Raw genomic sequence first — 21,326 nt, 5'->3', positions numbered from 1 at the left:
CCGTCAGCCGAGGCTGACCCACTCGCCGGTCTCGTCGGAGCGCTCGATGGCGTCGAGCACCTCTTGGACCTCGTAGGCGTCCTCGAACGAGGGCGAGAAGTCGCCGCCCTCGGCGACCGCCGACAGGAACTCGTAGTTCTCGTGGACGAACGTGTGTTCCCAGCCGATGACGTGGCCCGGCGGCCACCAGTGGTCGAGGTAGGGGTCGTCCTCGTCGGTGACGAGCACCGTCTCGTAGCCGCGGGCGTCGCCGGTCTTTACCTCCAGTTCGTTGAGACGTTCGAGCGAGAACTGCAGGCTCCCCTCGGAGCCGTGAATCTCGATGGTGTGGTCGTTCTTGTGGCCGTCGGCGAAGCGCGAGGCCTCGAAGTTCCCGACCGCGCCGTTTCCGAACTCGGCCTGCGCGGTGTAGGCGTCGTCGACGGTCACGGGCTTGTACTCGTCCCCGCCGGGGACGGGCCGCTCGTCGACGAACGTCTGGAGGTGGCCGGAGATGCGTTCGATGTCGCCGGCGGCGTCGCGGACGAGGAAGCGCGCGAGGTCGACCGTGTGCGCGCCGAGGTCGCCGAGCGCGCCGGAGCCGGCGAGTTCCGCATCGTTCCGCCACGACCACGGCGCGTCGGGGTCGACGAGCCAGTCCTGCAGGTAGCGCCCGCGGACATGTCGAATCTCGCCGAGTTCCCCGTCCTCGATGAGTCCCTTCGCGTACCGGATGGCGGGGACGAAGCGGTAGTTGAACGCACAGCCGGCGACGCCGTCGGCCGCGCGGGCGGCGTCGCGCATCGTTTCGGCCTCGTCGAGCGTGGGCGCGAGCGGCTTCTCGCAGAAGACGCTGGCACCGGCTTCGAGCGCGGCGATAGAGGGCTCGGCGTGGAGGTGGTTCGGGCCGAGGTTGTAGAACACGTCCACGTCGTCGACCACGTCGCGCCAGTCGGTCGCGGTCGATTCGAAGCCGAAGCGGTCGGCGGCGTCGGCGAGCGCCTCCTCGTTGCGGCCGACGATGACGGAGCGCTCCACGTCGGGCGCGTCGGGGAAGAACATCGGCAGGCGAGCGAGCGCGTTGGAGTGCGCCTTGCCCATGAAGCGGTAGCCGAGGACGCCGATTTTGAGTGGTTCAGTCATTGTGCGACCTCCGTGACCGATGCAGTACCGCGAGCGAGGCCGGAGGCCGAGTCTCGCGGCATTTTTTGGTCCAGATTTTTGCGGTGAGCGGGTCGCGGAGCGGCCCCGAACCGGAAAAAGGTGGGCCTGAATCGGTAGCCAAGGACGCCGACGGAAAGTTTGTCAGTCATGAATTACTCCGCCCAGTAGGCTTCGCCGGGTTGCGTCTCGAAGACGGCGCGCGAGAGCACGTCGACGGCCTTTTCGAGGCCCTCCTTGGACGACGTGAGCGCGTCCTCGTGTTCGATGGAGAGCGCGCCCTCGTAGCCGACCATCCGGAGCGTCGAGACCACGTCCTTCCAGTGGCCCTCGTCGTGACCGTAGCCGATAGAGCGGAACAGCCACGAGCGGTCGGCGGTGTCCGCGTAGGAGGTCGTGTCGAGGACGCCTTTGATGCGCGACTCGGACTCGTACACCTTCGTGTCCTTCGCGTGGAAGTGGTGGATGGCGTCCTCCTCGCCGAGGAATCGAATCGCGTCGGTGATGGAGATGTCCTGCCAGTAGAGGTGCGAGGGGTCGAAGTTCGCGCCGATGCGCTCGTTCGTCGCCTCGCGGAGCTTCAGCATGCCCGTCGGTTCGTAGACGAGCATGTTCGGGTGCATCTCGATGGCGATGTCGACGCCGTGGTCGTCGGCGAACGCGGCGAGGTCGGACCAGTATTCGACGGCGACCTCCCACTGGTAGTCGTGGGCGTCGGCGTGCTCGGTCGGCCACGGCGCAGTAATCCAGTTCGGTACTTCGTCGTTCGGACCGCCGGCGGGGAGCCCAGAGAAACAGGTGACGGTGTTCACGTCGAGGGCGTCTGCGAGTTCGATGGCCTCGCGGAGTTCGGTGTCGGCCTCGGCGGCCGTCTCCTCGACGGGGTGCAGCGGGTTGTTGTGCGTCGCGAGCGCGCTGATTTGCAGGTCTCGGCTCTCGACCGAATCGAGGAGGTCGGCCTGCGCGTCGTCGTCCGCGAGGACGGCGCTTCGGTCGACGTGGTCCTCGCCGGGCCAGCCGCCGACGGCGAGTTCGACGCCGTCGACGCCGATACCGGACAGATAGTCGAGCGCGTCGTCGAGGGGTTCGTCTCCGAGCGGGACGGTGAGCACTCCGATGTACATATCAACCACATATACTAGGAAGTGAATAAAAATTAAGGATACACGCAACCGGGCCGACGACGGTGCGGCGGCTCCTCGAATCGGTGTGGAATGCGACGGAGTCTGCCGATTACCGGCGGAGGAACTCCGAGAGCTTCTCTCTGAGTCCGGCTTCCTCGCCGAGTCTGAGGTAGAAGGCGGCCCCGCCGTCCTCGTAGTAGTTGTCGATGCGGCGGCGGACCTCGAAGCCCATCCGCTCGTAGAAGTCGAGCGCGTTCGTGTTCGTCGTCCGGGCGTGACAGGTCACGACCGGATGCTCCCTCGCGACCTCGGCGACGAGGCGCTTGCCGTAGCCCTCGCCGCGGGCGTCGGGCGAGACCGCGAGAAAGAGGATGTAGCCGTCGCGCCGCGTGGACGCGAACGCGACGAGCGCGTCGTTTTCGTAGAGGAGATACGTGTTCGACCGGCGGTAGGCGTCCATGAAGAAGCCCCGGCGCTGTTTCAGGAGCCCCTCCTCGACCCGAATCCGCTCTTTCAGGTCCCACGCCTCCTCGGCGTACTCGCGCTGGCCGGGGGCGTCGACCCGCATCTCCACGTTGACGCTCACGTCCCGTCGTAGCCGGAGCGAGAATATAACTCCACCGTCCGTTTGCAGATCCGACCGAAGTCGCCGTCGGTAAACCGGATAACTCACCGACACGAACGACACGCGAACGCGGGGAGTCGAGACGCGCACCCGTCGCCGACCGAAAGGACGAGGGTCGGCGGCGTCTCTCCCTCCAGTATGGGATTTACGCTCCGCGACCACACCGCCGACGTGGCCGTCGAGGCCGACGGCGAGAGCCTCGGTGCCGTCTTCGCCGCCGTCGCCGACGGGCTCACCGCCGCGATGTGCGACGACCCCGCCGAGACGGGCGACCGCTTTTCGTTCGCCGTCCGCGCGGAGGGCCGTGAGGCGCTGTTATTCGACTACCTCGACCAACTCATCTACGAGCGCGACGTGCGCGGCGTCCTCCCCGCGGCCCACGAGGCGACCGTCCGGCGGGAGGACGACGAGTGGGTCGTCGAGGCGTCCGCGCGCGGCGTCCCCTTCGCCGACGTGGACGCCCGCGACGTGAAGGCAGTCACCTACTCCGAGATGCGACTGGCGGAAACCGACGCCGGCTGGGAGGCGTACGTCGTCTTCGACGTGTGAGCCGTCGTTACCGACGGTCGCGCGGCGCGCCGCGGACGCTCGCGGCGTGACGGAATCCTATTGAGTCGCCGCGTTGATTGTCCCGGTATGGAAACGCGCGAGTTCGGCGACATCGAACTGCGACGAGTTCGCGAGCACGTCTGGGAGATTCCGCAGGAGGGCGAGATGAACGCCCCCGCGCGGGTGCTGGCCTCCGAGGCGCTGCTCGACCACATCGGCGACGACAAGACGCTCGAACAGCTGCGGAACGCGACGCACCTGCCGGGTATCACCAAACACGCCATCTGCATGCCCGACGGCCACCAGGGCTACGGCTTCCCCGTCGGCGGCGTCGGCGCGACCGACGCTACGGACGGCTGTATCTCGCCCGGCGCGGTCGGCTACGACATCAACTGCGGCGTCCGCATGATGACGACGAACCTCACCTACGAGGACCTCAAGGGCCACGAGGAGGAACTCGTCGACGCCCTGTTCGAGGCCGTCCCCTCGGGCCTCGGCGGCGGCGGCGTCGTCAAGGGCGACGCCGAGACCATCGAGGACATCCTCGCCCGCGGGATGCAGTGGGCGGTCGACGCCGGCTACGCCACGGAAGACGACCTCGCCCACTGCGAGGACGAGGGCTTCCGCGACGACGCCCGCCCGGAGTTCGTCTCCCAGAAGGCGAAAGACCGCGGCCGCAACCAAATCGGCAGCCTCGGCTCCGGAAACCACTTCCTCGAAGTCCAGCGCGTCACCGACATCTACCGCGAGGACGTGGCCGAGTCGTTCGGCCTCGAAGCCGACCAAATCGTCGTCCTCATCCACTGCGGCTCCCGCGGACTCGGCCACCAGACCTGCACCGACTACCTCCGGCGCATCGAGAAGGAACACAAGGACCTGCTCGACGACTTGCCGGACAAGGAACTCGCGGCCGCGCCCGCCGGCTCCGAACTCGCCGAGGAGTACTACGGCGCGATGTGCGCCGCCATCAACTTCGCGTGGGTGAATCGACAGCTCATCATGCACCGCACGCGCGAGGTGTTCGCCGACGTGTTCGACCGCGACTGGCGCGACATGGAGATGCGTCTGTTGTACGACGTGGCGCACAACATCGCCAAGAAGGAGGTCCACACAGTAGACGGCGAGGAGCGCGAACTCTACGTCCACCGGAAGGGCGCGACGCGGGCGTTCCCCGCGGGCCGACCCGAACTGCCGCCCGCCTACGCCGACGTGGGCCAGCCGGTCATCATCCCCGGCAGCATGGGCGCGGGTAGCTACGTCCTCCGCGGCGGCGAGCAGTCGCTCGACCTCACCTTCGGCTCGACGGCCCACGGTGCGGGCCGACTCATGAGCCGAACCAAGGCGAAACAGGAGTACTGGGGCGAGACGGTACAGGACGAACTCCGCGAACAGGAGAAGATATACGTGAAGGCCCAGTCGGGCGCGACGGTCGCCGAGGAAGCGCCGGGCGTCTACAAGGACGTTGACGAGGTCGTCCGCGTCTCCGACGAGTTGGGCATCGGTGACAAGGTCGCGCGGACGTTCCCCGTCTGCAACATCAAGGGCTGAGTCCCCGACCGCGTTTCGCGGTTCAGGCGACGGTCGTCCCGACCGCGCGGCGCTTGTAGAAGTAGTACGCGAGCGCCGCGAGACCGACGAACACCGCGGTCACGCCGTCGCCGACCGCGCCGCCGGAGAGGAGCGCCGAGACGACGCTCCCGAGGCCGAGCGCGAGGACGAGCAGGCCGCCGCCGAGAATCCACGCCCGCGAGTCGCGGCTGACCTCGTCGTACTGGCCGCGCTCGATGAGCGCCATCTCCTTTCTGTGTTCGAGATAGACCACCGCGCCGGCGAACGCGAGCACGACGACGAGGATGAAGACGAACGGCACGAAGAACAGCGCGTCGCCGAGGCCGAACGTGGACTGAATGGGAACCATGGTGGACAGTCGGCGCGTGAGCTATTGAATACGGATTGAGCCGTGCTCGCACGACGTAAGCGGTGTCGCCGTCGAACGACCGGCTGACTGAGCGTCCGGGCGACCAAGTGTGCGTGCGAGTCGCGGACGCGGGCTCAGAACCTACCGGGGCCGCCCGGCCCCGTGTCCGGTCCGCCGGGGCCGGCCGGTCCCGAGGGACCTCGCCCACCGATGACGACGTAGTCGCTTTCGGGGACCGCTTCGACCTCGCGGCCGTCCTCGTATCTGACGAACGAGAGGTAGAACTCGCGACCGCACGGCGACGACAGTCCGGGCTGTTCCACGTCGTCGGCGTCGACCACGTCGCCGGTCCACGACAGGCCGGGCGCGTCGCTCTCGCCGCAGGAAAACCGGACGCCCTCGGCGTCTTCGAAGTCGTCGGTCGGGTCGGCGTACGCCCAACCTTCGAGCGGGTACGGCGTCACCGACTTGTCGGCCAGATAGCCGTCGCGTTCGAGTTCGACGACCGCGCCGCAGTGCGGACAGTAGTACGAGACGGGGAATCCCATGGGTGAGCGTAGGACTCGGCGGGCTTAACGCCCGCGCCGGTGCGGAGGTTTATCACGCATTCCGCGGCCAGCGCCCCCCGTGCGTTGAGCATCGCCGCCGGGCGAGACGCGGGAGCGCGGCACGCTGTCCGGCGGAGCGGACGTGCCGCCTGTTCGCCACTATCCTGTCCCTGCCTCCCCTAGTCCGTCCCTGTTCGTTCGAACCGCGCTCAGACCCCGGAGGGACCGCCATCGACGTATCTGAAGGCGACGCCGGCGCGGTCGGCGGTTACCTCGTCGCGGGCGGAATCGCCGACGAACACGGCCGAGTCGGGGTCGACCGCCATGCGTTCGAGCGTCGTGAGCAACGGCTCTGGGTCGGGCTTCTGCGTCGCCACGGTGTCGCGGCCGACGACGGCGTCGACGTGCCCCGTGAGGTCGTGCACGTCGAGCGCGACCCGGCAGGCGTCCTCGGCGTTGAGCGAGCAGACGCCGGAGGGGACGCCGTCGTCGGCGAGGTGGTCCGCGAGCGGGAGGCGGTCTGAGACCCACGCGCCTTCTCGCTCGTGTGCCGCGAGCTCCCGCTCCAACTCGTCGCGGACGCCGGCCTCGTCGGCCGCGTCGAGCATCTTCCAGAGGTCCAGCGAGTCGGCGTCGACGCCGGCGTTCCGCAGGACGGCCGCGGCGTCGCGGGCGGCGTCGTCCCAGTCGACGCGGAGCCGGACGATTGTCCCATCGAGGTCGTAGACGACGGCGTCGAACGCCGAGAGGTCGGGGAGCGTCATTGCCCGCAGTAGGGTACCCTGGGGAAAAGACGCTTCGGGAGAAGGCCTATACGGAAAACCGGCGTCGCCTCCGGTATGGAATTCCCGCTCCGCGAACGCCTCGCTCCGGTCCTCCCGTCGCTCGTCGTCGCGGCCGGCGTCTTCCTCCCGTGGATACAGGTCGACCCGGCACACGAGGGACCGGTCATCTCCATCTACTACGGCGGCATGGGAAGCGGGCTGGAACTCGTCCACGGTATCGTCCTCCTCCCGACGGTCGTTCTGCTCTCCGTGGCCGCGCTCGCCGGACGGCGCTCTCGCCGCGCGGAACTCGTCGTCGGCGTCGTCGGGACCGTCGCAATCCTGCGGTTCATCCAGTTGTGGGACGAGACGTTCGTCTCGGCGGCCGGCGCGTGGGTGACGCTCGTCGGATGTCTCCTCCTCGCGGGTGTCGCCGGGGTCGACGTGGTCCGCGAGCGAGGGCTGCCGACGCTCGCCCGGAGTCCGTGAGCGACTCGACTGGCTGAAAAAGAGGCCGATTCGTCCGTTCAGTCGAGAAGCGACCGCGCGATAATCTCCTTTTGAATCTCGCTGGTCCCCTCGTAGATGGTCGTAATCTTCGAGTCGCGGTAGTAGCGCTCCACGTCGAAATCGGTGGTGTAGCCGTAGCCGCCGTGGACCTGTACGGCCTCGTTCGTCACGTCGACCGCGGCCTCGCTGGCGAAGTACTTCGCGATGGACGCCGCGGTCCGCGGGTCGTCGCCGGCGTCGGCGATGCGGGCGGCCTCGCGGACGAGCATCCGCGAGGCGTGAACCTGCGTGCCCATGTCGGCGATTTTGTGGCGAATCGCCTGAATCTTCGAGATGGGCTTGTCGAACTGCTCGCGCTCGTTCGCGTAGTCGATGGCGTCGTCGAGCGCGGCCTGCGCGAGTCCCACGGCCTGCGAGGCGATGCCGATGCGGCCGCCGGTCAGGATTCGGAAGGCGGCTGAGAGGCCCTTACCCTCCTCAGTGAGCCGGTTTTCGGCCGGGATACGCACGTCGTCGAAGAGGAGCGCCGTCGTGTCGGACGCGCGGAGGCCGAGTTTCTCCTCTTTCTTGCCGACCTCGTAGCCGGCCTCCTTCGGGACGAGGAACTGCGTGACCGACGACGGGTCGTCGGGGTCGGTCTTGGCGAAGAGGATGCAGACGCCGCCGCGCTGGCCGTTCGTTATCCACTGCTTTTTCCCGTTGATGACGTACTCGTCGCCCTCTCGCCGGGCGACCGTCGACATCTCCGCGGGGTTCGACCCGGCGTCCGGCTCGGAGAGGCCGAACATCCCGACCGGTCGACCGCGGGCCATCTCGGGCAACCACGTCTCCTTCTGCTCCTCGGTAGCGAACTCGGCGATGCACTCGGTGGCGAGACAGTGCACGGAGAGCGCGGTGGCGACGGCGAGTTGGCCGTAGGCGACCTCCTCGTTGACGACGGCGTAGGTGGCGCGGTCGGCACCGAACCCGCCGTACTCCTCGGGGACGGTCAGCCCGGTCAGGTCGAGTTCGGCGAGGCCGTCCCACACGTCCTCCGGGAACGTCTCCGTCTCGTCGGCCTCACGCGCAGTCGGGCGAATCTCCTCGACGGCGAACTCGTGGACCACGTCGCGGATGGCCCGTTGCTCGTCGGTCAGACCCGTGGCAGACCCTACGGTTTCCATGGTGATGAGTACGGACCATCATTGAAAAAGATGATTGAACTGCCGGTCGTCCGTCGGGCGTCAGCACGCCACAGTCTCGCCCGTTCTGCGGGGCGTCACTCAGTCGCGTAGGTACGCCAGTACCTCGTCGGCCGGCGCGCCGAGACCGCCGCCCTGTGCGAAGGTCGGTCCCCCGCCGCCGCCGCCACCGAACTCGTCTGTCACCTCGGCAACGACGTCGCCGGCGGCCGCGTCGCCGGCGCTGGCGACGACGACGAAGGGCGCGTCGGATTCGCCGACGGCGACGAGCACGTCCGCACCGTCGCGGGACTCCTTGGCCGCGTCGCCGACCTCGTTCGCGTCGAAGCCGGAGACTGCACCGACTTTCCACGTCAGCCCGTCGCGTTCGACCGTCTCGAAGTCCGCGAGACGGGAGCGCAGTACCTCGGACTTCAGGTCGGCGAGTTCGGACTCCAGTTCTTCGCGCGCGGCCGCGACGGTGGCGGCGGTCTCTCCGAGTCCGTCGAGGTTCGTGCCGAGCGCTCGGGCGGCCTCGTAGGTGGACCCACGGACCGCGGCGCGGCGGTCGATAGCCGAGGCACCGACCGCGAACTCGACGCGGGTGAGTCCCTCGCCGGGGTTCGACCGGCTGAGCACCTCGACCGGCCCGATTTCGACGGTGTTCGAGACGTGCGTCCCGCCGCAGGCCGCCCAGTCCCAGCCGTCGATTGAGACGACTCGCACCGACTCGGAGTCGGCGAAGACGCCCTCCTCGGTCTTGACGTTGAACGCGATTTCCTCGCGCTCGCGGGCGTCCGCGACGGGTATCTCCTCCCACGTCACCTCGCGACTGTCCCACACCGCTCGATTGACGAGACGCTCCAGTTCGACGAGCGCGTCGTCGTCGACCTCGGTCGAGGTCTCGAAATCGACGCGGACCTTCTCCGCGGAGATGTCGAAGCCACCGTAGCCGAGGTCGTCGAAGATGCGGCGACCCGCGCCGTAGAGAACGTGACTCGCGGTGTGCGCCCGCATGCAGTACGTTCGGAAGTTGTCGTCGACGACGCCGGTCACCTCGTCGCCAGCGACGAAGTCGGGGTCGGCCGCGAGGTCGTGGACGACCGTGCCGTCGGCGTCCGTGCGGACGTGTTCGACGTCGACGCCGCCGAGAACGCCCCGGTCCGCGGGCTGACCGCCGCCTTCGGGGTAGAAGTACGTCTCGTCGAGGACGACCGACCGACCGTCGACGCGCGTCACCGTCGCGTCGAACGCCCGGACCGTCGGGGACTCGGATGCGAGTGAGTCGGACATATGCGCGTCGAGACGCCCGACCGAGAAAAATCGTGCTACTCGTCGACGAGGGTCACGTCGAGGCGCTCTTCGAGGGCGCGGATGGCCGAGCCGCCGACGTTCGCCCGGGTGGCGCGGCCCTGCTCGATGGCGAGCAGTTGCTTCTCGTCGAGGTCGAGTTCGTCGGCGAGGTCGGCGAGTTGGAGGCCGGCGTCCTGCCGGGCGGACTCGACGACGCCGCCGTAGCCGGAGACGAGGTAGGGAAGCCGGTCTTTCTCGTAGTTCGTTCCCTTCTCCTCCCAGTGTTTGGAGTCCCCTTTCGCGCTGTCGTACATCTTGGCCGTCCGCTGGGCGGCGCGTTTCTTGCGGTTCCGCTCGGAACCGTCGCGCGAGGCGTCGGTCGACTCGCTCTTTCGGTCCGCGTGGCGGTTCTCGCCGTGCGGCGCGCAGTCCGGGCAGACGAGCAGGTCCGCGCCGGCCACGTTCGCACGCCGGAGCTTCGCGGTGCTGCGACCGCAGAGTTCGCAACTGTCGCCGTCGCCGCCACCACCGCCCCGGTTGGTCGAGTACTTGGCCATGCCCCGTGTTACTCGTTCGACCCTTTTAAACTCGCGGCACGGCGCTGACACCGGTGCTCGAATCCGGAGTCGGCACGGCCGCTGACCGGTAAATAACGAGGCGCTCAGAGCGGTGAATCGCGAGCGAGACGCATCTCACCGGCGAGCGGGTCAGAGAAATCCAGAGAGGAGTTCCTCTCTGGGGTGTAGTTTCGTGGAAGGATTGTGCGTGGGTGATGTCCGTGTAGGGACGTCACCTGCATCTTGCGATGCGTGGGACCGGATTTGAACCGGCGGACCTCTACAGGACAGCGCCCTCAACGCTGCGCCGTTGGCCTGGCTTGGCTACCCACGCTCGCTGTGTCTTACTGCACTCTCGTTTACCCCGTGGTAATTTAAATGACTTTCCTTTCGACTCGGCAATGTCGGGCGTTTGCAGGCGCCGTACCGCGGGCGGGCGACCGAACGATTTTGGCCTCGCAGCACCGGGATACGCCTATGGAGTTCCGAGCACGCGACCACGTCCGCGGACTGACTGCGATTCTCTCGGTGCTGTCGCTCGCGCTCGTCTTCGGCGCGGTGCTCGGCGCGATTCCTCGCGCCGCGATTCCGACTGTTCCCGAAGCCGTGCTGAACGCGATTCCGCACGTGAACGCGGTCATCAGCACCGTCGCCATCGTCACCATTCTCGCTGGCGTCCGGTTTGTCCGCCGCGGTGAAATCGAGCGCCACCGGCGCATGATGCTCACGTCGTTCCTCCTCTTTGCGACGTTCCTCGTCCTCTATCTCTACAAGGTCGTCGTCCAGGGGACCGCCGAGTTCCCCGGCCCCGACGCAGTCTACCAGTTCGTCTACCTCCCGACGCTGGCGATTCACATCCTCCTCGCAGTCGTCTGTGTCCCCGTCGTCTACTACGCGCTGCTGTTGGCACTGACACGACCGATAACCGAGGTCTTCGGGACCGAACACGCTCGATTCGGCCGGGTCGCCGCGTCGCTGTGGCTCGTGTCGTTCGTCCTCGGAAACGTCGTCTACGTCCTCCTCTACGTCGTCTACTGAGACGGGAGTCGGCGAACGCCGCCGCTCAGGCGTTCAAAGGGAGTACCCGTCCGACGCCCGCGGCGGGGCGCGGCCCGAGGGCCGTTGGTTCGGACGGGCGGTAGTACGTGGTGCGACCGGCAGGTCACAGAGACGGGGCGTGCGGGTCCTCCCGCGGCGTTCCACCACCCCGTCGATTCGCACTCCGTACTCCGCTCGCAACCCGGTCCTCGGCGAGTCGGAGTACGGTTCGAACCACGGGCGCGAGAGAAAAGAAAGGCCGCGTTGACTATGCTATCGAGGCTCTCGGTGACTGTCAGACGGAGCGATAGGTTGGGGGGACGAGACAGATGAGACTCAGTCGCTCAGCGGCGCTTCGGCACCGACGACGGGGCGACTCACGTCGCGGTCGGTCTCCTCGCCGTCGATGTCGTAGGGATACTCGCCGGTGACACAACCGAGACAGAGGTCGGCGCGGGACTTTTCGAGCACCTCGGCCACAGAGTCGATAGAGAGGTAGCCGAGACTGTCGGCGTCGATGGTGTCGCGGACCTCCTCGACGGATTTGTCCGAGGCGATGAGTTCCTCACGGGTGGCCATGTTGATACCCATGTAGCAGGGCGCGACGATGGGCGGCGCGCCGATGCGCATGTGGACCTCGGTCGCGCCGGCGTCGTACAGCAGTTGGACGAGCTGGTTCGAGGTCGTCCCGCGGACGATGCTGTCGTCGATGAGCGTCACGGACTTGCCCTCGACGGTGCTCTTGATGGGGTTGAGCTTGAGGCGGACGGCGCGCTCGCGCTCGTCTTGGGTCGGCATGATGAACGTCCGGCCGACGTAGCGGTTCTTCATCAGTCCCTCGGCGAACTCGACGGTCGCGTCGTCCTCTTGGGCGGCCTCGGCATAGCCGGAGGCGAACGCGCGGCCCGAGTCGGGGACGGGCATGACAACGTCGGTGTCGACGCCGTTTTCGTCCCAGAGTTTCCGGCCGAGTCCGCGGCGGACCTCGTAGACGAGCGTGTCGTTCATCACGGAGTCCGGGCGGGCGAAGTAGATGTGTTCGAAAAAGCAGTGGGCGGTGTTGTCGCGTTCGACCAGTTGATACGAGTCGAAGCCGCTTCCGTCGGGGTCGAGGACGACGAGTTCGCCCGGTTTCACGTCGCGGACGAGTTCGCCGTCGAGCGTGTCGATGGCGGCCGACTCGGAGGCGAGCACGTAGCCGTCGTCGAGTTTCCCGATACAGAGCGGTCGATTTCCTTCGGGGTCGCGCACGCCGAGGACCGTCTCGTCGTGCATGATGGTGAGCGCGTACGAGCCGTGGATGCGCTCCATCGTCCGCTTGACGGCGCGGACGAGGTCCTCTTCGAGGAGGTTGCGCGCGAGGTCGTGGGCGATGACCTCGGTGTCACCCGTGGAGGTGAACGCGTGACCGAAGTTCTCCAGTTCGTCGCGGAGTTCGTCGGCGTTGACGAGGTTGCCGTTGTGCGCGAGGCCGAGCGACCCCGATTTGAAGGAGACGGCGAACGGCTGGGCGCACGACTTCGACACGTCGCCCGCGGTGGGGTAGCGGACGTGGCCGATGCCGGCCTGACCCTTCAGACCGTCGAGGTCGTCGGCGTCGAACGCGTCGCCGACGAGACCCATCTGGACGTGACTGTGCTGTTGGAACCCGTCGTGGGTGACGATGCCTGCGGACTCTTGGCCCCGGTGCTGGAGGGCGTACAGCGAGTAGTACAGGGGCCGTGCGGCGTCTCGACCGCCGAGTGCGACGCCGACGACACCGCACTTCTCGGTCGGTCCGCCGATGTGGTGGTGGGAGTCGTCCCGCCCAGTTACCATGGAAGATGGTAGAGAGTCGAGGGGGTAAAAAACCCGTCCTTATGCAGTAACGGCGGGGTCCGAAACCAGGAAATATGCACATCAGTGCATAATTAGGTTCGAGGTCGGCGACTGCGAGATGGCGCGCGACCAGACGAGAACAGAACCGACTCACCCGTGGCTGGCCTCGTCGCCCGCGAGGACAGCGACAGGACAGCGACGGCTCAGCGGGTGGTAGTGGTCAGCGAGACCGGTGACAAAATCTGGACGCGAGTCGAGGGTGCGGAGGCGACGCCGTACTCGGTGCTAGCGAGTGTCACGGGTGCGGAGACAAACCGGGAGTCAGGAACGCGGATTCGTTCTCGCCGCAGACGGCGAGAGAGAAGACAGAGACGGTCTGAGACCGTCGAGAGTCGTTAGTTGTCGCCGGACTTCGACTGCCAGGCGTAGCTCCGACGCTTCTTCGACTTACCGAAGCCGCAAGACGAGCAGACCTTCTTCTTCACGTGGTAGGACTTCTCGCCGCAGCGACGGCACTTGACGTGCGTCGTCTTGTTCTTCTTTCCTTGGCTGGGGGTTCCTGCACCCGTCATGCTTTGATGGTGACGACGTTATCGCCGCGTATAATGGTTGTGTCTTGGACTTGCTCGAGTTCGATATCCCCGGGCACGGTGTCTTCGTCCAGCGCTTCTTCGAGTACGACGTTCATGTGCTGGTCGTAACCAGCGAGGACGCCGAAGTACGCGTTTCCGTCCTTGAGGAGAACCGTCACCGGCTCGTCGAGTGACGCTTCGAGGACGTCGAGGGGTCGGCCGCTCATGCATCAAATCCGTCTCGTAGTTATCTTAAATGTGCCGGACCGACAGTGCGAGATGGCCGTCGAATCCGATCGTCCGGGTCGAAATCGTCGTCGAGCGAGGGAATCTTCGTCTCACGTGAGACGTTCTCTCACGAGCCCCGGGCGTGCGGGCGCGGTGAACCCACGTAGTTTTTAGTACCCCCGTGAGTAGAACTCAGTACCAGAAACCCGCGGGTAAGTGCGGGCGCGCCCAGTTCGACCGGTTCGGGCCGTCTCGTACGCGGGGTCATTCGACCGACGAGCTGCAAGACGCCGGGGCCGGTGGCCCCCAGACACCCGTCTTTCCGTGAGCACCTTCGCCACATCGTGGCTTTCGATGCTCGGAATATCGAGACACACAAACCATGGAAATCGAAATCGCAACCATAGGCGGATACGAAGAAGTCGGCCGTCAGATGACGGCCGTCCGTGCCGGAGACGACGTCGTCGTCTTCGACATGGGTCTCAACCTGTCGCAGGTCCTCATCCACGACAACGTCGAGACCGAAAAGATGCACAGCCTCGACCTCATCGACATGGGCGCTATCCCGGACGACCGGGTCATGAGCGACCTCGAAGGAGACGTGCAGGCCATCGTCCCCACGCACGGCCACCTCGACCACATCGGTGCCATCTCCAAGCTCGCCCACCGCTACGACGCCCCCGTCGTCGCGACGCCCTTCACCATCGAACTGGTGAAACAGCAGATTGAGGGCGAGAACAAGTTCAACGTCAACAACGACCTCGTCAAGATGGAAGCCGGCGAGACGATGTCCATCGGCGACTCCGGCAACGTGGAACTCGAGTTCGTCCACGTCACTCACTCCATCATCGACGCCATCAACCCGGTCGTCCACACGCCCGAGGGCGCTGTCGTCTACGGTCTTGACAAGCGCATGGACCACTCGCCGGTCCTCGAAGACCCCATCGACATGAAGCGCTTCCGCGAAATCGGTCGCGAGGGCAACGGCGTGCTCGCGTACATCGAAGACTGTACGAACGCCGGCCGGAAGGGCCGCACGCCCTCCGAGTCCGTCGCGCGCCGCCACCTCAAAGACGTGATGACCTCCGTCGAGGACTACGACGGCGGCATCGTGGCGACGACGTTCTCGTCGCATATCTCCCGGGTCTCCTCGCTCGTCGAGTTCGCCAAGGACATCGGCCGCCAGCCGGTCCTCCTCGGCCGCTCGATGGAGAAGTACTCCGGCACCGCCGAGCGCCTCGGCTTCGTCGACCTCCCCGACGACCTCGGGATGTACGGCCACCGCAAGTCCGTCGACCGCACCTTCAAGCGAATCATGAAGGAGGGCAAGGAGAACTACCTGCCCATCGTCACGGGCCACCAGGGCGAACCGCGCGCGATGCTCACCCGCATGGGTCGCGGCGAGACGCCGTACGAGATTGACGACGGCGACAAGGTCATCTTCTCGGCGCGGGTCATCCCGGAGCCGACGAACGAGGGCCAGCGCTACCAGTCCGAGCGCCTCCTGCGCATGCAGGGCGCGCGCATCTACGACGAGATTCACGTCTCGGGCCACCTCCGCGAGGAGGGGCACTACGAGATGCTGCAGGCGCTCCAGCCCCAGCACGTCATCCCCGCTCACCAGAACCTGAAAGGCTTCGCTCCGTACGTGGACCTCGCGGAGAGTCAGGGCTACGCCCTCGGTCGCGACGTCCACGTCACGCGGAACGGCAACATGATTCAGCTGGTGGAGTGATGACTCCCGACGCGACGGAAAAGCGGGTGCTCGAGGCGATTCGCGAGCGACGCGAACTCGTCAACGACGCGCTCGACGAGGACGTACCGATGGCCGAGCCCGAGCGGCTCTACGAGGCCTCACGGTACCTCCTGAAAGCCGGCGGCAAGCGCCTTCGGCCGACCGTCTCACTCCTGACCGCGGAGTCCCTCGCGGACGTCGAACCGATGTCGGAGGACTACCGGGCGTTCCCGACGCTCGCGGGCGACGCCATCGACGTGATGGTCGCGGCCGTGAGCATCGAGGTCATCCAGTCGTTCACGCTCATCCACGACGACATCATGGACGACGACGACCTCCGTCGCGGCGTCCCGGCGGTCCACAAGGAGTACGACAACTCGACCGCCATCCTCGCCGGCGACACGCTGTACGCCAAGGCGTTCGAACTCCTGACGAAGACCGGCGCTGACCCTGCCGACGGCCTCGAAGCCGTCCGTCGACTCGCGACCACCTGCACGCAGATCTGCGAGGGGCAGGCGCTCGACATCGAATTCGAGCGCCGCACCGAGGTGCTCCCCGACGAGTACCTCCAGATGGTCGAACTGAAGACGGCGGTCCTCTACGGGACCGCAGCCGCCGTTCCGGCGGTCGTCATGGGCGCAGACGACGACGTCGTCGAGGCGCTCTACCAGTACGGCATCGAGTCCGGCAGCGCGTTCCAGATTCAAGACGACGTGCTCGACCTGACCGTGCCGTCGGAGCAGCTCGGCAAACAGCGCGGTTCCGACCTCGTGGAGAACAAAGAGACCATCATCTCCCTCCACGCGCGTCAACAGGGCATCGACGTGGACGACCTCGTCGACGCCGAGACGGCCGAGGAGCTCACCGAGGAGGCAGTCGAAGCCGCCGTCGCAGAACTGAACGAGGCGGGCAGCATCGACTACGCCCGCGAGATGGCCGAAGACCTCACCGAACAGGCCAAGTCGCGACTCGACGTCCTCCCGGACAACGAGGCTCGCGACCTGCTCTGCGACATCGCGGACTACCTCATCACCCGCGGCTACTGAGCGCGCGGCGTCGCCGCGAACCGCGGCCGCGAGGTTCACTTCTTCGGTCGTTCCGTCCCCGAGTCTCGCCGTAACTCATATTTACTCTGAAGTGCTAACATTTCACGTACCCCTGCCCGCGCGAGGACCCTTCCCCGCAATCCGGGCCTGTTTTTAGGCGCGCCGCGGAAGCCAACGGTAATGGACGACGAGCTTCGAGAGCGCATCGAGCGAGAGGCCGAGAAGCACGCGCTTCTCAACGCGGTCAAACACGACAGCGACGCCGACGTGGGCGCGATTATGGGCCCGCTGATGGGCGAGAATCCCGACTTCCGCCAGCACGGCGGCGAGATACCGGGGCTCATCGGCCCCGTCGTCGCCGAGGTCAACCAGCTGTCGGCGGGCGAAAAGCGCGACCGACTCGAAGACCTCGCACCCGAGGAACTCGCCGAGATGGAAGCCGAGGAGGAAGCGGACGAGTCGCTGCTCCCCGACCTCCCGAACGCCGAGGACTACGACGAGGTCCGCATGCGCGCCGCCCCGAACCCCAACGGCCCGTGGCACCTCGGCCACGCCCGCATGCCCGCGGTCATCGGGACGTACAAGGAGATGTACGACGGCTCCTTTATCGTCCGATTCGACGACACCGACCCGGAGACGAAGCGACCGGACCTGACGGCGTACGACGCCATCCTCGACGACATCGACTACCTCGGGTTCGAGCCCGACGACGTGATTCGCGCCTCCGACCGAGTGGAGACGTACTACGACCACGCCCGCGAACTCATCGAGATGGGCGGCGCGTACACCTGTTCGTGTTCGGGCGAGGCGTTCTCGAACCTGAAGAACGACGGGAAGCCGTGTCCGCACCGCGACAAGGACCCCGAGACGACCCGCGAGGAGTTCGAGGACATGGTCGCAGGCGAGTACAGTTCGGGCGAGATGGTCCTCCGCGTCAAGACCGACATCGAACACAAGAACCCCGCGCTGCGCGACTGGGTCGCCTTCCGCATGATAGACACGCCGCACCCCCGCGAGGAGGCGGCTGACTACCGCGCGTGGCCGATGCTCGACTTCCAGTCCGGCGTCGACGACCACCTCACGGGCGTCACCCACATCATCCGCGGCATCGACCTGCAGGACTCCGCGAAGCGCCAGCAGTTCGTCTACGACTACTTCGGCTGGGACTACCCCGAAGTCGTCCACTGGGGTCACGTGCAGGTCGACGCCTACGACGTGAAGATGTCCACGTCGAGCATCAAGGAACTCATCGACGCGGGCGAGGTCGAGGGCTGGGACGACCCGCGCGTGCCGACAATCAAGAGCCTCCGCCGCCGCGGCATCCGCGGGCAGGCCATCGTGGACGCGATGGTCGGCCTCGGAACCTCCACCTCGAACGTCGACCTCTCGATGTCGACGGTCTACGCGAACAACCGCGACCTCGTCGACGACGACACGGACCGCTACTTCCTCGTTCGGGACGTCGCCGAGGGAACCTCGGCGAACAGCCAGACTGTGTCTGGCCCGTGTGAGGAGTTCGCCGTCGAGGGCGGCCCCGACAGCGCCCACCCGCCGCTCCACCCGAGCTTCGAGGAGCGCGGCACCCGCGACATCCCGGTCGGCGACAGCGTGCTCCTCGAGTCGGGCGACGTGCCCGCCGAGGGCGAGCGCGTCTGGCTGAAGGGCTTCGGCGCGGTCCGGCGCGAGGGCGACTCGCTCGTCGCCACCGGCGACGACCTCGACGTGGTCCGCGAGGGCGACGTGGCCGTGATTCACTGGGCACCGACCGACGGCGTCTCGGTCCGCATGCGTACCATGGACGGCGACGTGACGGGCGTCGCTGAACCCGACTTCGGCGACGTACCCGAGGACGAACTCGTCCAGTTCGAGCGCGTCGGCTTCGTCCGCGTGGACGACCGCGGCGACGACGAGACGGTCGTCTACTTCGCGCACAAGTAAGTCGAGCGACCGAAACCCGCTCTCGACACAAATACTCGTTTTACCCACCGCCGCGTAGGGGGTGGTATGACCCTCCTCGACCTCACCCGTCGCGTCGAAAGCGGGATGCCGACGTACCCCGGCGACCCGCCTGTCGCCGTCGAGTCGCACGCCGACTTCGAGACCGACGGCTACCGCGTCTCGCGGCTCGAACTCGGCACGCACGCCGGAACGCACGTCGATGCGCCCGCACACACCGAACCGGATGGCGCGACCCTCGACAACTTCCCAGTCGATGACCTCCGGTTCACCGCTCGGGTCGCCGACTGCCGAGACGTGGGGCCCCGCGGTCGAATCGGGCCGGACGCGATTCCGGAACATCTCGAACCCCGCGTGGATTTCCTCGTGTTCCGAACCGGCTGGGAGGACGAGTGGGGGACGGAGCGCATGCCCGACCACCCGGCGCTCGCGCCCGAGACGGCACGGGCCTGTGCAGAACGGGGGCTCTCGGTCGGCATCGACGCGCTCAGTCCGGACCCGACCGGCGGCGACGGCGTCCCGGCGCACCACGCGATTCTCGGGGCGGGACTGCTCGTCGTCGAGAACCTCTGCGGGTTGGACGCGCTCCCGACCGACCGGACGTTCGACCTGTACGTCATGCCGCTTCGGGTGGACGCCGATGGCGCGCCCGCTCGGGTCGTCGCCGACGCGGAGACGGGGCTGATTCGGCGTCGAGACGAGCAGTAGTTCGGCCGCGGCGCGGCCGACCGCGGGTCCGGGTGGAACGGCGGGCCTTAGACCACCACGGTGAGGACGAACCCGACGAGCATCGAGAACGTCAGCAGCGCCTGCACCGCCGCGGTGGCGAGGACGCCGACGGTGGCGACGAGCGCGCGCCGACCGCTCTCTTCCGCGTCCTGGTGTTCGAGGTATTCGAGGGCGAAGACCGTGCCAGCGACGCCGACGAAGATGCCGAGCGGGCCGATGAGGAACATGAGCAGGAAGCCGGCGACCCCGGCGACAATCGACGTTCGGGTCGATGCGCCGCCGAACCGCGCGGCGACCATCCCGCCGGCGTAGTCGGTGACGAGCGCGACGAGACCGACGAGAGTGAGCCCGACGAACGCGATGGGCCCGGGGTCCGCAAAGCCGGTCGATACCCAGTAGATGACCACGCCGAGCACGGAGAGGAGCGCGCCGGGGAGCAGCGGAAGGACGCTCCCGACGACGCCGAGGACCAAGAGGGCGAGCGCGACCCAGAGGAACACGTCCATATCGGGGTGGTTCGGGCCGGGGGCTATTCACCCCACCGAGTGGGCGCTGTGTGGCCTCGTCCCCGCCGCGGCGCGGGTCGAGGAACCGATTCGCGCGTCGCGTCGCCTGATTTCCGCCCGTTCGGGGGATAGTTTATTGCCTCTACCGGAATATGTCACTAAGAGTCATGGCTATCGACCCGCAGTTCGAGACAAACAGGGAGAAGGTCGGAGAGGAAAACGGCGTGGCCGTCTGGGGACCGGTCGACCCGCCGGAGAAACACGGCATCCACGGCACGCACGTCGCGGTGGACTTCGACATCTGTCTCGCCGACGGGGCGTGTCTGGAGGACTGCCCCGTAGACGTGTTCACGTGGGTCGACACCCCGGGGCACCCGGAGTCCGACATCAAGGCCGAACCGACCCACGAAGACCAGTGTATCGACTGCATGCTCTGTGTCGACGTCTGCCCGGTCGACGCCATCGACGTCGACCCCGGGCGAGCGGGACGCATCTGAGGGAAGAAACCCCGATTTTTTGCGGGCGAGGACGCCGACAGCGACCCCGTGAGCGGCGCGGACATTCCGGCCACCTAGCACAAAAGATTATTATGAATATGAGCTAGCATTAACGGGAGAGTGTTCTCAATGCACATGGTGGTACTTACCAAAGGCGTGCCCGACTTCCGGGAGGGCCAGGTATCGTTTGACGAGGACGGGCACCTCGAACGGGGGAAGACGCCCACAGTAATGAATCCGAACGACCGCTTTGCGCTGGAGGCGGCGCTCCAGACGCGGGTTCGACACGGCGGGCGAGTGAGCGTGATGAGCATGGGGCCGCCGGGGTACAAGGAGGTGTTACAGGAGGCGATGGAGACGGTGTACGCCGACGACCTCCACCTCGTCTCGGACCGCGAGATGGCGGCCGCCGACACGTGGGCGACGGCCATCACGCTCAGCGCGGGCATCGAGACGCTCGGCGAACCGGACGTGGTGTTCGCCGGGTTCAAGACCGCAGACGGGGAGACGGGCCACACCGGCCCGCAGACGAACTGGTGTCTCGACATGCCGCTCGTCACGCACGTCATCTCCCTCGACATCGACGAGGAGGCGGGGACGCTGCGCGCCAAGCGACTGGTCGAAGGCGACATCGAGGAGATAGAGACCGTCGAGACGGAGCTTCCGGCGTTCGTCGTCGCGGACCCCGAGTTCGAGCCGTCGTATCGGACGGCGGGCGAGCGGCTGACGCTAAAGGACCTGCGCGAGGAGACCCGAGCGCGCGCCGAGAACTACGAGGAGCACCTGACGGTGCGGGACCACGCCGACATCAACGTCGACCCGGACTACATCGGCCTCGACGGCTCGCCGACCATCGTCTCGTCGGTCGACCCGATTCCGAAGGCCCCGGCGGAGCGGGAGGCGACGATGGTCGACCCGGACGACACGGGAGCCATGCAGGACGTGCTGACCGCGATGCAGTCGGCGGTGGGCGACGACGCCGGCGACGCCGCGGCCGCGGGGGGTGACTGAGC

23 protein-coding genes and 1 tRNA gene are annotated in these 21,326 nt (G+C 66.9%); 10 read left to right on the top strand and 14 right to left on the bottom strand.

Going from position 1 to position 21,326, the window contains the following annotated elements; translation table 11 throughout:
* Window positions 1–3: 3 nt before the first annotated feature.
* The 3 genes from C5B90_RS09285 to C5B90_RS09275 form a co-directional block, all read right to left on the bottom strand.
* On the bottom strand, window positions 4–1,122 hold the full coding sequence (locus C5B90_RS09285; protein ID WP_115880946.1) for a Gfo/Idh/MocA family protein: 1,119 nt from the start codon (window positions 1,120–1,122) through the stop codon (window positions 4–6).
* Window positions 1,123–1,295: 173 nt separating this feature from the next.
* Window positions 1,296–2,264 carry a sugar phosphate isomerase/epimerase gene (locus C5B90_RS09280; RefSeq protein ID WP_115880945.1) on the bottom strand — a complete coding sequence of 323 codons (969 nt, stop codon included), beginning with the start codon at window positions 2,262–2,264 and terminating at the stop codon, window positions 1,296–1,298.
* A 109-nt stretch (window positions 2,265–2,373) separates the two neighbouring features.
* Window positions 2,374–2,850, bottom strand: coding sequence for an N-acetyltransferase (locus C5B90_RS09275; protein ID WP_004969418.1), 477 nt, complete (start codon window positions 2,848–2,850; stop codon window positions 2,374–2,376).
* A 177-nt stretch (window positions 2,851–3,027) separates the two neighbouring features.
* On the opposite strand from C5B90_RS09275, the gene C5B90_RS09270 reads away from it, so the two are divergent.
* Both C5B90_RS09270 and C5B90_RS09265 read left to right on the top strand, forming a co-directional pair.
* Window positions 3,028–3,438 (top strand): archease, encoded by a 411-nt coding sequence (locus C5B90_RS09270; protein WP_115880943.1) that lies wholly within the window; start codon window positions 3,028–3,030, stop codon window positions 3,436–3,438.
* 87 nt (window positions 3,439–3,525) lie between these two features.
* The gene (locus C5B90_RS09265) at window positions 3,526–4,986 is read left to right on the top strand and encodes an RtcB family protein (protein ID WP_115880941.1); all 1,461 of its coding nucleotides are present in this window, start codon (window positions 3,526–3,528) and stop codon (window positions 4,984–4,986) included.
* Window positions 4,987–5,008: 22 nt separating this feature from the next.
* Here the strand turns inward: C5B90_RS09265 and C5B90_RS09260 are convergent, their stop codons facing one another.
* The 3 genes from C5B90_RS09260 to C5B90_RS09250 form a co-directional block, all read right to left on the bottom strand.
* On the bottom strand, window positions 5,009–5,356 hold the full coding sequence (locus C5B90_RS09260; RefSeq protein WP_115880938.1) for a DUF6249 domain-containing protein: 348 nt from the start codon (window positions 5,354–5,356) through the stop codon (window positions 5,009–5,011).
* A 134-nt stretch (window positions 5,357–5,490) separates the two neighbouring features.
* The gene (locus C5B90_RS09255; protein ID WP_115880936.1) at window positions 5,491–5,904 is read right to left on the bottom strand and encodes a hypothetical protein; all 414 of its coding nucleotides are present in this window, start codon (window positions 5,902–5,904) and stop codon (window positions 5,491–5,493) included.
* Between the two features lie 209 nt (window positions 5,905–6,113).
* A complete protein-coding gene (locus C5B90_RS09250) occupies window positions 6,114–6,668 on the bottom strand; it encodes an HAD family hydrolase (RefSeq protein ID WP_115880934.1) in 555 nt (184 codons plus the stop codon).
* A 75-nt stretch (window positions 6,669–6,743) separates the two neighbouring features.
* Between C5B90_RS09250 and C5B90_RS09245 the strand changes: the two genes are divergently transcribed.
* Window positions 6,744–7,157 (top strand): hypothetical protein, encoded by a 414-nt coding sequence (locus C5B90_RS09245; RefSeq protein WP_115880932.1) that lies wholly within the window; start codon window positions 6,744–6,746, stop codon window positions 7,155–7,157.
* 38 nt (window positions 7,158–7,195) lie between these two features.
* Here the strand turns inward: C5B90_RS09245 and C5B90_RS09240 are convergent, their stop codons facing one another.
* The 4 genes from C5B90_RS09240 to C5B90_RS09225 all read right to left on the bottom strand — a co-directional run bounded on the left by C5B90_RS09240 (window position 7,196) and on the right by C5B90_RS09225 (window position 10,522).
* Complete coding sequence (locus C5B90_RS09240) at window positions 7,196–8,341, bottom strand: acyl-CoA dehydrogenase family protein (RefSeq protein ID WP_115880930.1); 1,146 nt, start codon at window positions 8,339–8,341, stop codon at window positions 7,196–7,198.
* A gap of 99 nt (window positions 8,342–8,440) precedes the next feature.
* Complete coding sequence (locus C5B90_RS09235) at window positions 8,441–9,631, bottom strand: alanine--tRNA ligase-related protein (RefSeq protein WP_115880928.1); 1,191 nt, start codon at window positions 9,629–9,631, stop codon at window positions 8,441–8,443.
* 35 nt (window positions 9,632–9,666) lie between these two features.
* The gene (locus C5B90_RS09230; RefSeq protein ID WP_058569040.1) at window positions 9,667–10,188 is read right to left on the bottom strand and encodes a multiprotein-bridging factor 1 family protein; all 522 of its coding nucleotides are present in this window, start codon (window positions 10,186–10,188) and stop codon (window positions 9,667–9,669) included.
* Window positions 10,189–10,437: 249 nt separating this feature from the next.
* Window positions 10,438–10,522 (bottom strand) — tRNA-Leu (locus C5B90_RS09225).
* 143 nt (window positions 10,523–10,665) lie between these two features.
* Between C5B90_RS09225 and C5B90_RS09220 the strand changes: the two genes are divergently transcribed.
* A complete protein-coding gene (locus tag C5B90_RS09220; RefSeq protein ID WP_115880926.1) occupies window positions 10,666–11,226 on the top strand; it encodes a DUF420 domain-containing protein in 561 nt (186 codons plus the stop codon).
* 336 nt (window positions 11,227–11,562) lie between these two features.
* On the opposite strand, the gene purF is transcribed toward C5B90_RS09220, so the two are convergent.
* The 3 genes from purF to C5B90_RS09205 form a co-directional block, all read right to left on the bottom strand.
* On the bottom strand, window positions 11,563–13,044 hold the full coding sequence (purF, locus tag C5B90_RS09215; protein ID WP_115880924.1) for an amidophosphoribosyltransferase: 1,482 nt from the start codon (window positions 13,042–13,044) through the stop codon (window positions 11,563–11,565).
* 395 nt (window positions 13,045–13,439) lie between these two features.
* A complete protein-coding gene (locus C5B90_RS09210; protein WP_004042936.1) occupies window positions 13,440–13,616 on the bottom strand; it encodes a 50S ribosomal protein L37e in 177 nt (58 codons plus the stop codon).
* Window positions 13,613–13,843 carry an LSM domain-containing protein gene (locus C5B90_RS09205; protein ID WP_004042938.1) on the bottom strand — a complete coding sequence of 77 codons (231 nt, stop codon included), beginning with the start codon at window positions 13,841–13,843 and terminating at the stop codon, window positions 13,613–13,615. Before C5B90_RS09205 ends, C5B90_RS09210 begins: the two co-directional genes overlap by 4 nt.
* A 383-nt stretch (window positions 13,844–14,226) precedes the next feature.
* Between C5B90_RS09205 and C5B90_RS09200 the strand changes: the two genes are divergently transcribed.
* The 4 genes from C5B90_RS09200 to C5B90_RS09185 all read left to right on the top strand — a co-directional run bounded on the left by C5B90_RS09200 (window position 14,227) and on the right by C5B90_RS09185 (window position 19,289).
* On the top strand, window positions 14,227–15,579 hold the full coding sequence (locus tag C5B90_RS09200; protein ID WP_004974618.1) for a ribonuclease J: 1,353 nt from the start codon (window positions 14,227–14,229) through the stop codon (window positions 15,577–15,579).
* Window positions 15,579–16,625, top strand: coding sequence for a geranylfarnesyl diphosphate synthase (idsA3, locus tag C5B90_RS09195; protein ID WP_115880922.1), 1,047 nt, complete (start codon window positions 15,579–15,581; stop codon window positions 16,623–16,625). Before C5B90_RS09200 ends, idsA3 begins: the two co-directional genes overlap by 1 nt.
* 180 nt (window positions 16,626–16,805) lie before the next feature.
* A complete protein-coding gene (locus tag C5B90_RS09190; RefSeq protein WP_115880920.1) occupies window positions 16,806–18,563 on the top strand; it encodes a glutamate--tRNA ligase in 1,758 nt (585 codons plus the stop codon).
* A 66-nt stretch (window positions 18,564–18,629) separates the two neighbouring features.
* Window positions 18,630–19,289 carry a cyclase family protein gene (locus C5B90_RS09185; protein ID WP_115880918.1) on the top strand — a complete coding sequence of 220 codons (660 nt, stop codon included), beginning with the start codon at window positions 18,630–18,632 and terminating at the stop codon, window positions 19,287–19,289.
* Window positions 19,290–19,336: 47 nt separating this feature from the next.
* Here C5B90_RS09185 and C5B90_RS09180 read toward each other — a convergent pair whose 3' ends face one another.
* Window positions 19,337–19,816, bottom strand: coding sequence for a DUF456 domain-containing protein (locus tag C5B90_RS09180; protein WP_115880916.1), 480 nt, complete (start codon window positions 19,814–19,816; stop codon window positions 19,337–19,339).
* A gap of 167 nt (window positions 19,817–19,983) precedes the next feature.
* Between C5B90_RS09180 and C5B90_RS09175 the strand changes: the two genes are divergently transcribed.
* Both C5B90_RS09175 and C5B90_RS09170 read left to right on the top strand, forming a co-directional pair.
* The gene (locus tag C5B90_RS09175) at window positions 19,984–20,313 is read left to right on the top strand and encodes a ferredoxin family protein (protein ID WP_004974610.1); all 330 of its coding nucleotides are present in this window, start codon (window positions 19,984–19,986) and stop codon (window positions 20,311–20,313) included.
* A gap of 129 nt (window positions 20,314–20,442) precedes the next feature.
* Complete coding sequence (locus C5B90_RS09170; RefSeq protein WP_115880914.1) at window positions 20,443–21,324, top strand: electron transfer flavoprotein subunit beta/FixA family protein; 882 nt, start codon at window positions 20,443–20,445, stop codon at window positions 21,322–21,324.
* Window positions 21,325–21,326: the final 2 nt, after the last annotated feature.

This window comes from Haloferax sp. Atlit-12N (genome assembly GCF_003383095.1).
Taxonomy (GTDB): domain Archaea; phylum Halobacteriota; class Halobacteria; order Halobacteriales; family Haloferacaceae; genus Haloferax.
The sequence above is the reverse complement of the archived record's forward strand: the minus strand, read 5'-3'. Positions and strand labels throughout refer to the sequence as shown.